Raw genomic sequence first — 14,007 nt, forward strand, 5'->3', positions numbered from 1 at the left:
GCTGGGGTGGGGGCATTATGCCTCCTTTTTCTTCATTAATGCTTTTCGCCACATCAGAAATCGTTCGGCATTTATTCAGTGTTGAAAGCAGCGCGGATGAATCCGAGTACAGCCCTGTGATTTACTTGAGGGTATTATAGTAAAAAAACGACTTCAATGGCTAGATGTTTAGCACTTTTGAAGTCGTTCTTTTTATGAAATAAATGGCCTTACTGGAACCATCCCAATGGAACTAACACGAGTGAAGGGAACAGGGTAAGCAAAAATAGAACAATGACTTCTGCGATTAAAAATGGCATGACGCCTTTCATAATGTCATCCATCCCTATTTTCCCGACCCCGGCGGCGACATTTAGGACAGTTCCTACCGGTGGAGTTAATAATCCAATACAGTTATTCAAAACAAACAGCACACCGAAGTAGATCGGATTAATACCCGCGTATTCGACTATCGGCATGAGCACAGGTGTTAAAATTAAGATTGTCGGCGTTACGTCCATTGCTGATCCGACAATCAGCACAATGATGTTGATAATAATGAGCAAAAGCAGTGGGTTGTCCATAAACGGATCTAAAAGTTCCGTTAGTTGGCCCGGAATGTTTGCTACAGTAATGAGCCAGCTTGATACCATGGCGGCAGCTGCCAAAAGCATGACGACACTTGTTGTTTTCGCCGCGGCTACGATTACATGGTAAAGTTGGGCGAATTTGAGCTCCCGGTAAATGACAAGCCCAACAAACAAAGCGTAAAAGGCCGCAACGGCTGCTGCTTCTGTTGGGGTAAATACCCCGCCCCGCAAACCGCCGATAATAATCAGTGGCAGAAGCAATGCCCAAATGGCCGCACGGGTGGCACTTAATTTTTCTTTTATCGTTGTACGCGGCGGCGTTTCGACTGTGCTTTTTCTCGTGATAAAAGTCCACGTGATCGTCAATGCGACCGCAAGCATAAGACCCGGCACAATTCCAGCCATAAATAACTGTGAAATAGACACACCGGCGGTTACGCCAAATACGATCATTGGAATACTCGGCGGAATGATCGGAGCGATAATGCCTCCTGCTGCAATTAAACCGGCTGAACGGCTTCGATCGTAGCCCGCTTTTGCCATCATTGGAATAAGAATAGCGCCAAGTGCTGCTGTATCGGCGACGGCTGATCCGGACAAGCCCGCAAACAGGACGCTTGCGAGAATCGCCACGTATCCAAGTCCTCCGCGAATATGCCCTACGTAGGCCATGGCAAATTCAATGATTCGTTTGGAAATTCCGCCAGCGTTCATTAATTCTCCAGCAAGAATAAAGAACGGAATGGCCATAAGAGGGAAATTATCAGCTCCATCAATTAAGTTAGAAGCTAAAATTTGTGTATCGAAATTGCCCATTGTTAACATTAAAATAATCGCACTCATTAAAAGGGCAAAGGCAATAGGGATTCCAAGAGCCATTGCACCAAGTAATGAGAGAACAAAGATGCTTAATGTCATTTTTTCATCCCTCCCTTATCTGTTCCGCCGTTCTCAAGTTCCATCTGCTCCACGAGTTCTTCGGAATCCGTTGTCATGATTAACTGGCTGACGTCGATTTTCTTAAAAATAACTCGGTATAAATTCACTAAAATAATAATGGCCATGCTTACACTCATAATGCAGCCAAAGACGTAAATGTACGCATAAGGCATGCCGATAGCCGGAGAGGATTGATCCACATTCAGTAACGTTAATTTCCAGCTGCCGTTAAAAACGAGTACAAGCGTAATAAGGATGAAGACGTTGCTGATGATATACACAATTTTTTTTCCGGTTACCGGTAATTTTTTGACAAGTGAATCGACACCTAAATGTTCGTTGTCTTTTAATGCTAGGATGGCGCCTAAGAAAATGAGCCAAATAAACAAAAAGCGGGACACTTCTTCTGACCAGGTAATCCCGGAATTAAACACATAACGCATCACAACGTTTCCAAACACAAAGATAGCCATTAATGAAAGGCACAGCGCGATAATAAATTTTAAAAAGGCATCAACCTTTTGAGATAATACTTTCAATAAAGACCTCTCCTTCTAAAAATTGAGAGAGGGGCTCACACGTAAACCCCGCTTCTCTGCTTCATAATTAATTAGCTTCAGCCTTGATTTTTTCAACCATTTCTTTTGCCCAAGGAAATTCTTTGTAGTTTTCTTCATAGATCGGTTGAACTGCATCTGACATTTGTTTTTTAAACTTTTCGTTTGGCGTAACGAACTTCATGCCGTTTTCCATAAGGAATTTCTTGTCTGCTTCATAGCTCTCATTTGAAAGTTCCCATTCATAATCAGAGTAGGCTTTCGATGCTTCTTCTATCACTTTCTTTTGATCAGCAGATAACTTGTCCCAGAATTTCTGATTGACGATCAGAACATTTGGCGAAAAGCCATGACGAGATTCTAAAATGTGAGATTGTACTTCATATAAACCGGAAGATCGTACGACCCCGATTGGGTTATCCTGTCCATCGACTACGTTTTGTTCGAGTGCCGTAAAGACTTCCGAAAGCGGCATTGGAGACACGTTGGCGCCCAATTGCTGACCCACTTTTACGAAAATCGGTGTATTAGGCATACGAAGTCTAAGTCCTTTGAAATCCTTCATGCTTGCTACTTCTTGATTAGAGGAAACCATTCTGAATCCATTTGCACTCCATGTTAGTGCATGAACACCATGCTTCTCTGATAGTTCATCTGTTAACTCTTTTCCGATCGGGCCATCTAACACTTTTTTAGCATGTTCCATATCATTTAATAAGAAAGGCCATTCGATGACGCCCATTTTGGGAACGTCCGCTTGCATGATCATACCAGGAAGACCCATTTCGATCGTGCCGTTACGAACGGCTGTGTAAAATTCTTTTTCGCCGCCAAGTTTGTTATTATCGAAAATTTCTACTTTTAACGTTCCACCTGAATTTTCTTCAATTAATGGTTTGAATTTTTCACGCAAAGCAATGTTTTGCGGATGATCTTCTGCGTAGAAGTTTGCGACTTTGATGGTGTATGTTTCTTCTTTGCTATCCCCGCCATCTGATGATTTTTCGGAATCGCTTCCGCATGCTGCTAAAACGATCATTGCAATAGAAAGTAGTAACGTAATCGTCCATTTTTTCATTTTATTTAACTCCCTTATCATGTTTTATTTTATAACGTAATCATTGCTTTTATTGTGTTTGAATCCGGTTTCATAAACGATTCAAATTTTTGAGTGATTTGGTCGAATGGTGTTTTCGACGTGATGAATGCATCTGTATCGATATTTCCCTCTTTGATGGATTGGATGACATATTCAAAATCGTCTCTTGTGGCGTTTCGGCTTGAGAGCAATGTTAATTCTCTCTTATGAAACTCTGGATCTGGGAAAGAAACGTCTGCTTGAACGAGTCCAACATAAATAAGACGGCCGCCGTGAGCAACCATTTTGTAGGCGTTGCTCATGGAATTTGCATTTCCCGTAACATCAAAGACAGCGCTTGCAAATTCACCATTTGTAATATTCATCATTTCTTCCTGTGCATTACTTGAAGCGACGTTAACAGTGTAATCGACACCTGCCCATTCACGGCAAAAATTCAGACGTTGCTCATTCATATCAAGTGCAATCACTTTAGCTCCTGCGAGTTTAGCAAATTTCATTACCCCTAACCCGATAGGTCCTGCTCCAATGACAATGACAAATTCTTCTTTTTGAATATCTGCCCGCTTAACAGCGTGGGCACCAATGCTGAAGCATTCAACTGTTGCCGTCTGGTCTGCTGTAATATCATTTGTTTTCATCAGGTGGGTGATAGGGACAACCATGTATTCTTGCATGCCGCCGTCTGCGTGAACGCCGAGTACCTTAAGGCCCGTGCAGCAGTTTGGCTTTCCGTTCCGGCAGGCAATACATTTTCCACATTCCAGATAAGGAATGATGGTTACTTGATCACCAGCGATGAGATTTTGCGAATTGGCTTGAATGGTGACAATTTCACCTGCTAATTCATGCCCTAACACACGCGGATAACTGAAGAAAGGCTGGCGTCCCCGGTATGCATGAAAATCAGTTCCACAAATGCCAATTCGACTGATACGGATCAATGCTTCTCCTTCTTTGGCGGAAGGAATCTCGGTTTCATTCATAATAAATTGATCGGGCTGCTGACAAACTAGACTTTTCATAATCTTATCTCCTCTTTTTCTTTAATAAGCAAAAGGTACGGTGAGTGAAACCGATTCCAATTACTTATAATGATGGCGCTTTTTTTTGTGATTTTAAAAACATGTGAAATGTAACATTTCACATGTCAAGCATACAATCATCTCTTTTCATCGTCAATACTTTTTTAAAATCTTCAGAAAAATGGTGTGAATAAACGTATTTAATAGCGTAGTTGCACGGTTTTATGTTTGATTAGAATAATCAGAAATTGACGAATTATCGTTTATTCTTTATAATTTTGTTAAATGTTACATATATAGAAAAGGAGGCACTCCATTTGTCTGGTGAAATTGAAACTTCACTTTTAACGAAACAAGTCTACGATGTGCTTAAAGGGAAAATCATTGGAAGGAAATATAACCCAGGCGAAAAGCTGGATATTAATAAAATAGCAGATGAATTTGGAGTGAGCCGATCTCCAGTAAAAGATGCAATTAATCAACTTGTCCATGAAGGGCTGATTGAGATCATTCCTCGCAAAGGAACGTATGTAACAGAGCTGAACTTGACTGATTTTATTGAAGTTCTTGATGCTCGATTAATGATTGAAATGTGGGCTGCGCAAAAAATAATTCAGACCGTTACGGATGAACAAATGGACGAATGGGAACAAATTGTCGAGGAAATGGATTCATTATTAGACGTAACTCCATTTCCTTTCGAACTGTATGTAGATTTAGATATGAAATTTCATAGAACGTTAGTGCAATGGGCGGCGAATAAAAAAGTTCAGGAAGTGTATTCTTCTTTAAATACGCACGTTGCATTATCGCGACTTGTACATGCGACTTCGTTTGAAAGCACATTGAAAAGACATAAAGATCACCAGTGTTTGTGTGAAGCGATGAGAGAGCGTGACTTACCTAGTTTTCTAGGGAAAATAAAACTTCATATCAACAGTTTGAAAAAAGAATTGAAAAAACAGTGGGATGAAGGTTTGCAAGATGGAATATAAATTAATGATGACTGAGGTTTCACGTTACATATGATTTTTCTATCGCGCCCGAAGTAAATGTGGCCAGTGGTATTGTTTTCGTTATATATGCCTCTTCTTTTGTGGCGGATGAAGAGGAACTTAGGTGAAAAGCGCCAATTTCCATTGAGAGTTGTTTTGAGAGTCAGGAAAATCTGGCTTTTAAAACAGCTCTTTCTTTTTTTCTATTTTCAAGCAACACGCTGATGGGTGCTCCTTCATGAGGCGGTGCGCCAATGTGCCAAGAGCTTGTGGCAGATGAATAGTTCATTGGTCATAAAAATCAACCTCTTTTCGTTAGGTTTTTATCATGATAGCATGAAAAGAAACGGACTTTGATTGAAGCGCTGGCGGGGTTGATCAGCTGCGCTCGGTCATTTTTGAAAAGGGGTTGAAGGATGTGCTAACGTTAGATCAAACGATTCAAGAGGCGTTGATTTTCATTACGGAGCGAAATGCGGAGTCGGCAGCGATTATGGACCAAGACAAAACGGTTGGGATGATTACGCTTGAGGAGATTCGTGTGGCGATTCAGAACGGCCATGTGTTGATGCCGCTTCGGACATTTTTTCAGCAGCCGTTTTTACAGGAGTTTCTCCAGGAGCAGGAGTCCGACATGTTTCGTGAGATGCTCGTAAGCAAGATGTTTTCCGATATGATCAACTCGTTGTATGACGGTGTGTACATTACAGACGGGTACGGGTTTACGGTAAAGGTGAATACGGCATATGAGCGGATTACTGGTATTTCATCGGAGAAAATAATTGGTCTTCACATGAATGATATGGAGAAAGCGGGCTATATTTCGAAGTCGGTGTCGGTTCAGGTTATTCAGGAGAAAAAAGCGATGACACGTATGCAGGAGCTGGCGAATGGACGGAAAGTTATCGTGTCGGCTAGTCCGGTGTTTGATCAAGAACAAACGATTTTGTATGTCGTCAGCAGTGTGCGTGATATTACTGAGTTGATTCAGCTGAAGCTTGAGAATGATGAATTAAAAGAAAACAAGGCAGAGAGTGAAACGGAGACGAACGGGGCAGAAGACTTTCCATTTATAGTAGGGGATCTAAAAGCGAAGCGTTTGATGCGAAAGGTTGCCAAAACGAATGTAACGGTTTGTTTGACGGGTGAGAGTGGTGTTGGGAAAACGATGTCGGCTTCATACATTCACAGGCACTCGCTTCGAACAGGGAATCCATTTATTGAAGTAAACTGTGGGGCGCTTCCGGCGAATTTAATTGAAGCAGAGTTGTTCGGTTACGTAGGCGGGGCCTTTACGGGAGCGCTTTCGAAAGGGAAAAAGGGACTGATTGAAATGGCGAATAGAGGGACCCTTTTTTTGGATGAAATTGGGGATATGCCGCTTGAATTACAGGTGAAGCTTTTGAAAGTGCTCGACGATTTTTCGTTTACGCCAGTCGGTTCAACAGTGCCGAGAAAAGTTGATATCCGGGTCATCGCAGCGACGAATCAGCCACTGGAAGAGCTCGTTAAAAAAGGTGTATTTCGTGAGGATTTGTATTACCGGCTAACCGTTGTCCCGATGTGTATTCCACCGCTGCGAGAGCGGAAAAAAGAAATTCCCGGCCTGCTATCGTATTATTTGGAGCAGTTTAATGCTACTTATCAAGAAGCTGTCATGTTGTCAGCGGACGCGTTTGATGAGTTGTGTGAATACAGGTGGCCAGGCAATATTCGTGAGTTGAAAAACGTCATCGAACATTTAGTGGTGACAGCTTCTTCGGCGCAGGTGGACGTAGAACAGCTTCCGGCGAAAATCCAGCGGGAGCCTACTCAGGAATTTTCATTGGATGGTCAAATCATTCCGCTGAAAAAAGCGACGGATCAGGTTGAGCGGCATTTAATTGAAAAAGCAATGCGCATACATAAAACGACAAGAAAAGCGGCGGAAGCTTTGCAAGTTAGCCAGTCTACTATTGTGGCGAAAATGAAAGGCTGGTCTTCCTCTGATTAGAATTCTAATCAAAAAAGGTGATTTTGAGTATTATTTAAATCAAGTAAATGGCTAAATCCTTCTTTTTACGCTTTTTTCTTATTGGCACGGAACTTGCAATAAGAATAAGGAGAAGAAAAAAGGAGGATTTTTTATGACTATTTCTACGTTTAAGATTGCCAATAAATTAATTACTGGTGAAGGTGCAACCGGACAGTTGAAAGTGGAAGCGGAACGGTTAGGAATGACGAACCCGCTCATTGTCACAGATCATATTATTCAACAGACAGGGATGCTTAATAACATTCAAGGAATTTTGGAAGGGCTTACGTGCGGCGTATTTTTAGAAGTGAAGCCTGAGCCAGAATTTTATGTGGTGGAAGAGTGCCGAAAAGCGTTTCAAACAGGCGGACATGATGGGCTGATTGCAATTGGCGGCGGGAGCGCGATGGATACAGCCAAAGCAGTTTCAGGGTATGCGAATTATACAGGTGCACTTGTCGATCTCGTCGGCACTGATCACGTGAAGCAGAAGGGATGTCCGCTCATTGTGATTCCAACGACGGCAGGTACCGGTTCTGAAGTGACAAATATTTCGATCTTGTCTGATAAAGAAGAGCAAGTGAAGAAAGGAATTGTAAGCGATTACCTATTGCCGGATGTGGCAATTGTTTCACCGGAAATGACATTGACGATGCCAGCCGGTGTTACAGCAGCCAGCGGGATTGATGCACTTGTCCATGCGATTGAAGCATACATATCTGTTCATGCGTCACCGATTACGGATGCGTTAGCAATAGGCGCGATGAAAATGATTGCGGTGAACTTGCCAAAAGCATATGCAAATCCAGACAATGTGCAGGCGCGTGAGCAAATGGCGACAGCAAGCCTTATGGCGGGCATGGCGTTTGGCAATGCAGGTGTTGGTGCTGTCCATGCATTGGCGTATCCGCTTGGCGGCCGGTTTCATATTCCGCATGGTGTAAGCAATGCTCTCCTATTGCCATATGTCATGGAGTGGAATAAAATCGCCTGCCTAGAGCGTTTTAGAGATGTGGCCGCGGCGCTTGGTGAAAAAGTAGATGAGGCGACAGATAATGAAGCAGCAGAAAAAGCCATTGCCGCCATGAGCAGGCTTTGTAAAGCAGTACGCATCCCGGACGGCTTGCAGGAGCTCGGCATTAAAGAAACGGATTTAGAGGACATGGCTGAAGATGCGAGTAAAATTGACCGCTTGTTGAAAAATAATCCAAGACGCTTAAGTAAAGCGGATATTTTGGCAATTTATCAAGCAGCATATCAAGGAGGAAAAACGAAATGAAATGGCAAAATCGAGCATATGGAGAGGAATCTCCTTACATCCCACTAGGACCGTTTAAGCTGCGGCTCCCGTTTATTCATTATCGATTTGAGTGGCCCGATTATGTGCAAGGATTATTAATGTGTGCAGTCGATCTTGCAGCGATTCCATTGCTAATAGAATTACTAGGGATGCCGTTTGAAGCAGCACTTGCGGTTGTTATGATCAATGGACTTTTTTATTTGACGCATCATTTACTTGGTGATCCCGTTGTTCCAGGCTGGATTACACCCGCCATTCCATTAATTATGGTGTATGTTTCTCAGTTTCCGGCAGATGAACGGGTGCATGCGTTAGTCGCTTTTCAGCTGACACTCGGTTTGTTTTCCGTTTTTCTTGGCGTGACAGGGCTTGCTAGTAAAGTCGTCAATCTTGTACCAAGTGCAATTAAAGCAGGGATTATTATGGGCGCCGGTATTGCTGCCGTTATATCTATTTTTCAAGTGGGCGGCCGTTTTGAATCATTTCCGTGGACGATTTCAATTGCAGTCGGGATTGCGTTTTATTTAATATTCTCAAGACATTTCCAAGTATTAAAACAGAAAAATAAGTTATGGGGAACCATTGGAAAACTAGGTATTTTTCCAATCATTATTTTAGCCGTTGTGATCGCTCCTTTATTTGGCGAGGCGCCGTGGCCAACGATTGAATGGGGTTTTTCAAAACCTGATTTTTCTACATTATGGAATGAATATACCGTATTCGGTCTTGGCATGCCGCCGCTTCTTTTGTTTATAAGCGGATTGCCAACTGTTTTGGCAACGTATATTGTGTTGTTTGGCGATATTTTGCAAAGTAAAGCGATTATTGATGAAGCAGATGACATTCGACAAGATGAAAAAGTCGACTATAATCCAAACCGCGCGCATTTAATTTTTGGTGCGAGAAATTCAATCATGAGTATCATCGGTCCAGATGTGACAATGTCCGGTCCAATGTGGTCGGCCATGCAAGTAGTTGTGGTAGAGCGTTATAAAGAAGGAAGAAAAGTCATGGACTCCATTTTCGGAGGCTCGGGTTCATTCCGTTGGGGCACGAATACGGGATTACTATTATTGCCGATTGTCAGTCTAGTAGAACCTATTTTAGGTGTTGCACTTGCATTGACATTATTGATTCAAGGATATGTAAGCGTACGGATTGGTATTATGGAAGCAAAAAGCCAGCGTGATCTTGGAATTGCTGGTATTATAGCGGCAGTGTTAGCGATTAAAGGTGCTGCCTGGGCTTTTGCGATCGGCATCATTTTATGTTTCTTAATTTACGGCAAAAAGTTCTTTGTCGGCGAAAATGACGGTACGTTTGCGAAAGATGTAGAAAAAGAAGCGTAATAAAGGAGAGAAAATGATGAAAGCATGGAACATGTATATTGATGGACAATGGGTAGACGCGGAAGAGAGAATCGATGTGGCTAATCCGGCGACGCTTGAAGTTATCGCGACTGTACCGAAAGCGAAAGAAAAGGAAGCGCAAGCGGCTGTTGATGCGGCAAGTGCGGCATTGCCGGATTGGGCGGCTAAAACAGCAGCAGAACGAAGTGCATTGTTAATGAATTGGTTTCATTTAATAGATGAGCAAAAAGAAGAGATTGGACGAATTATGACGACAGAGCAAGGGAAACCATTGAAAGAAGCGATCGGCGAAGTGGGTTATGCGAACAGCTTTATTTCGTGGTATGCAGAAGAAGGAAAGCGGATTTACGGAGAAACGGTTCCAGCATCCGCTCCGAATAAACGGATTTTCGTTACGAAGCAGCCAGTTGGTGTCGTTGCGGCCATTACGCCGTGGAATTTTCCAGCAGCGATGATGACACGGAAAGTGGGTCCTGCGCTGGCAGCGGGATGTACAGTCGTTGTGAAGCCGTCAGAACTAACGCCTCTTACGGCTTATAAATTGGCGGAGCTTGCGGAAGAAGCAGGCATTCCGAAAGGTGTCATCAATGTGATTACGGGTGACGCGGCGGCGATTGGTGAAACGTGGATGACTGACAGCCGCGTTCGTAAAATTTCGTTTACGGGGTCTACAAATGTCGGGAAGTTATTGATGCGCCAGGCAGCCGATACGATGAAAAAAGTATCACTAGAGCTTGGCGGCCATGCACCGTTTATCGTCACGGAAAATGCAGATCTCGATAAAGCAGTCGAAGGATTGATGGGGTCTAAATACCGGAATGCAGGACAAACATGTGTCTGCGCGAATCGCGTGTATGTGCATGAGTCGGTTGAAGCGGAGTTTGTGGAAAAACTGAAGGCATCGGTTGGTCAGTTATCGGTTGGCAACGGGCTGGATGAAGGTGTTGAAATCGGACCGCTCATTAACGAAGCAGCTGTCGATAAAGTGAAAAAACAGTTGAAAGACGCCATATCAAAAGGAGCCCTGCTTGAAACTGGCGGAGAAGCATTGTCCAGTGAGAAAGGTTACTTCATTACACCAGCTGTGTTAACGAATGTATCAGACGACATGGAATGCATGATTGAAGAAACGTTCGGACCGCTTGCACCGGTAACAACATACAAAACGACTGAAGAAGTAATTAAGCGCGCCAACAACTCACCATACGGACTGGCAGCGTACGTCTTTTCGCAAAATATATCGGAAGCGATCACCATATCAGAAGGACTTGAATACGGTATCGTTGGATTAAACGATGGACTTCCATCCGTTGCCCAAGCCCCATTTGGCGGAATGAAAGAAAGTGGACTTGGCCGGGAAGGCGGGCACTGGGGAATAGAAGAATATTTGGAAGTGAAGTATATTTCACTCGGGCTTTAACAGGGTATACTGATTGTTCCGCGAATCTTTAATCAAAATGAGATTATCTTTTCTGACTTCAGCTCTTTTGCTGAAGTCTTTTTTTAGTTCAACTGTATAATAAAGATTAAATATAAGCTGACGCTTTATATATAGGAAGAGGGGGATGTACCATGATCATAAAAGGGCATGAGGTGCGGGGCAGTGTACTCGATGAGGAGACGAGATGTGCGCATTATCATCAGGAAATTGACCGGATTGCGATTAAGTTTTATTGTTGCGAGACGTATTATCCGTGCCATCAATGTCATGAGGAAGATGGCTGTGGCGAGGTGCAGGTATGGCCGAAAGAGAAGTGGGAGGAAAAAGCGGTGTTGTGCGGAGGCTGCGGTCATGAGCTGACGGTTCGGGAATATTTAGCGTGTGAGTCCGCTTGTCCGAGCTGTGGCGTAGCGTTTAATCCGGGCTGCCGTTTACATAAGCATTTTTATTTTGAATCGTAAGCGGTCATGAAAGGGAGCTCCCATATTGACCAAATAATACGACCATGATATTGTACAATAGTTAATAAAGTTACTAAACAAATATACGTGTTAAATGATCAATCATTTAACACGTATATTGGTGCTACTATTTTTATAAAATGTGTTACTAGATGAAAAATTGAAGTGAGATAGAGGTGGACGTATGCGAGATTCAGAATTAAAAAGATTTGGCGTTTCAATGGATCGTCACTTGCTTCGGAAGTTTGACCAATTAGTCAGTCAGAGGGGATATGAAAATCGTTCAGAAGCCGTTCGAGATCTTGTCCGTGATGCACTTATTCAACAATCATGGGAAGATCATGAACATATTGTGGCAGGAAGTATTCTTTTATTTTATAACCATCATCAGCGGAATTTACTCGAAGAAATGACCAACATTCAACATAGTATGCACGATTTAATCATTGCAACGACACACTTCCATTTAGATCATGATAGCTGCTTAGAGCTGATCGTTGTAAAAGGGAAAGTGAAAGATATCCAGCAGCTCAACCATAAGCTGACGAGTTTAAAAGGCGTAGATTATGGCAAGTTTACCGTGGCACCAGTAGAGCAAATATAATGATGAAGGAGTCAGATACATGAGTAAGAAATTTTTTGGACTCATCGCAATAGCTGTTTTCGCTTTTTCTATTATGTTAGCAGGTTGTTCACAATCTAAATCTAGTCAACCTAATGTGGAAAATAAAAAGGATGAGCTTGTGTTAGCGGTTGGAGGAGAGCCTGATACTGGGTTTGATCCAACGACTGGTTGGGGACGTTACGGCTCACCGCTTTTCCAAAGTACACTGTTAAAAAGGGATAATGAACTTAACATTGTCAATGACTTAGCCACTAGTTATAACGTGAGTGAAGATGGAAAGGTCTGGACAGTCACTTTGCGTGAAGATGTGAAATTTTCGGATGGACAACCATTAACAGCAGCAGATGTAAAATTCACGTTTGAAACAGCACTGAAAAATGGATCAGTTGTTGATCTGAATGTACTGGAGAAAGTGGAAGCAAAGGATGAGTACACCGTAACATTTACGTTAAAAGAAGCGCAATCAACATTTGTTAACTCTTTCGTTGCCACAGGGATTGTCCCTAAACATGCTTACGGAGAAGATTATGCAGAAAACCCGGTTGGTTCAGGCCCTTATCAGCTCGTTCAGTGGGACAAGGGGCAGCAGCTTATTGTACAGGCGAACCCTGAATATTATGATCAAAAGCCTTCTTTTCAAAAGATGACCTTTTTATTTTTAAGTGAGGATGCTGCGTTTGCTGCTGCTCAAGCAGGAAATGTTGATGTTGCGGCTATCCCAGCTGCATTTAGTCAACAACAAGTACCTGGTATGCGGTTAGAAGCAGTCAAAACGGTTGACAATCGTGGAATTGTGTTTCCATACGTAAAATCAGGTAATGTGACTGAAGATGGTTTACCAATTGGTAACGATGTGACGGCTGATCCAGCGATTCGTCATGCTATTAATATCGCGATTGATAGAGAAGCACTTATTGACGGTGTGTTAGAAGGATACGGATCACCCGCTTATACGTCAGTAGATGGTTTACCTTGGTGGAATCCTGAAACGGTCTTTAAAGATGCCGATCTAGATGGGGCTAAAAAGATGTTAAAGGATTCAGGCTGGAAAGATACAGACGGTGACGGAACGTTGGAGAAAGGCTCTTTGAAAGCGGAGTTTACTTTATATTACCCAGCGGACGATGCAATAAGACAATCGCTCTCCATAGCTGTTGCGGATATGATCAAACCACTAGGTATTAACATAACAATAGAGGGTGAAAGCTGGGATACGATCGAACAGAAGATGTATTCAAACGCTGTACTCATGGGTTGGGGAAGTCATGACCCGCATGAAATGTATAACGTATATAGCAGCAAATTTGCAGGAGTAGAGTACTATAACACAGGTTTTTATGAAAATAAAAAAGTAGATGACTATTTTGAAAAGGCGCTTCGTGCTGCGAATGAAACAGAAGCAATGGCGTTTTGGAAAAAAGCGCAATGGGATGGAACGACTGGATTAAGTGCAAAAGGGGACGCTCCATGGGCATGGTTAGTGAACATTGACCACTTGTACTTAGTGAAAGACGGTCTGGATATCGGGAAACAAAGAATCCATCCACATGGGCATGGTTGGCCTGTGACAAACAATATTGAAGATTGGAAATGGACTGAGTAACGTGCGCAA

12 protein-coding genes are annotated in these 14,007 nt (G+C 42.8%); 8 read left to right on the forward strand and 4 right to left on the reverse strand.

Translation table 11 applies throughout. From position 1 onward, the window contains the following. Positions 1-209: 209 nt before the first annotated feature. The 4 genes from AWH49_RS17365 to AWH49_RS17380 form a co-directional block, all read right to left on the reverse strand. Positions 210-1,487: a TRAP transporter large permease gene (locus tag AWH49_RS17365; protein WP_063966720.1), complete on the reverse strand. Its 1,278-nt coding sequence runs from the start codon at positions 1,485-1,487 to the stop codon at positions 210-212. Then, positions 1,484-2,047: a TRAP transporter small permease gene (locus tag AWH49_RS17370; protein WP_063966721.1), complete on the reverse strand. Its 564-nt coding sequence runs from the start codon at positions 2,045-2,047 to the stop codon at positions 1,484-1,486. Before AWH49_RS17370 ends, AWH49_RS17365 begins: the two co-directional genes overlap by 4 nt. Before the next feature lie 67 nt (positions 2,048-2,114). Then, the gene (locus AWH49_RS17375) at positions 2,115-3,143 is read right to left on the reverse strand and encodes a TRAP transporter substrate-binding protein (RefSeq protein WP_063966722.1); all 1,029 of its coding nucleotides are present in this window, start codon (positions 3,141-3,143) and stop codon (positions 2,115-2,117) included. Positions 3,144-3,172: 29 nt separating this feature from the next. After that, positions 3,173-4,189: a zinc-binding alcohol dehydrogenase family protein gene (locus AWH49_RS17380; RefSeq protein ID WP_063966723.1), complete on the reverse strand. Its 1,017-nt coding sequence runs from the start codon at positions 4,187-4,189 to the stop codon at positions 3,173-3,175. Positions 4,190-4,506: 317 nt separating this feature from the next. Here AWH49_RS17380 and AWH49_RS17385 point away from each other — a divergent pair, with 317 nt between their 5' ends. The 8 genes from AWH49_RS17385 (at position 4,507) to AWH49_RS17420 (ending at position 13,998) form a co-directional block, all read left to right on the forward strand. Further along, on the forward strand, positions 4,507-5,184 hold the full coding sequence (locus AWH49_RS17385; protein ID WP_034286698.1) for a GntR family transcriptional regulator: 678 nt from the start codon (positions 4,507-4,509) through the stop codon (positions 5,182-5,184). Positions 5,185-5,602: 418 nt separating this feature from the next. After that, positions 5,603-7,177 carry a sigma 54-interacting transcriptional regulator gene (locus tag AWH49_RS17390; RefSeq protein WP_082862930.1) on the forward strand — a complete coding sequence of 525 codons (1,575 nt, stop codon included), beginning with the start codon at positions 5,603-5,605 and terminating at the stop codon, positions 7,175-7,177. 133 nt (positions 7,178-7,310) lie between these two features. Further along, entirely contained in the window at positions 7,311-8,477 is a 1,167-nt protein-coding gene (locus AWH49_RS17395; protein WP_063966724.1) for an iron-containing alcohol dehydrogenase, read from the forward strand. Beyond that, positions 8,474-9,847 carry a hypothetical protein gene (locus tag AWH49_RS17400; protein ID WP_063966725.1) on the forward strand — a complete coding sequence of 458 codons (1,374 nt, stop codon included), beginning with the start codon at positions 8,474-8,476 and terminating at the stop codon, positions 9,845-9,847. Before AWH49_RS17395 ends, AWH49_RS17400 begins: the two co-directional genes overlap by 4 nt. Before the next feature lie 16 nt (positions 9,848-9,863). Continuing rightward, positions 9,864-11,288 (forward strand): NAD-dependent succinate-semialdehyde dehydrogenase, encoded by a 1,425-nt coding sequence (locus AWH49_RS17405; RefSeq protein WP_063966726.1) that lies wholly within the window; start codon positions 9,864-9,866, stop codon positions 11,286-11,288. A 152-nt stretch (positions 11,289-11,440) separates the two neighbouring features. Then, positions 11,441-11,770: a CHY zinc finger protein gene (locus tag AWH49_RS17410; protein WP_034286694.1), complete on the forward strand. Its 330-nt coding sequence runs from the start codon at positions 11,441-11,443 to the stop codon at positions 11,768-11,770. Positions 11,771-11,954: 184 nt separating this feature from the next. Further along, on the forward strand, positions 11,955-12,374 hold the full coding sequence (gene nikR / locus AWH49_RS17415) for a nickel-responsive transcriptional regulator NikR (protein WP_063966727.1): 420 nt from the start codon (positions 11,955-11,957) through the stop codon (positions 12,372-12,374). Between the two features lie 19 nt (positions 12,375-12,393). Further along, positions 12,394-13,998, forward strand: coding sequence for an ABC transporter substrate-binding protein (locus AWH49_RS17420; RefSeq protein WP_063966728.1), 1,605 nt, complete (start codon positions 12,394-12,396; stop codon positions 13,996-13,998). The last annotated feature ends 9 nt before the right edge of the window (positions 13,999-14,007 follow it).

It is taken from the genome of Domibacillus aminovorans (assembly GCF_001643235.1).
GTDB lineage: Bacteria > Bacillota > Bacilli > Bacillales > Domibacillaceae > Domibacillus > Domibacillus aminovorans.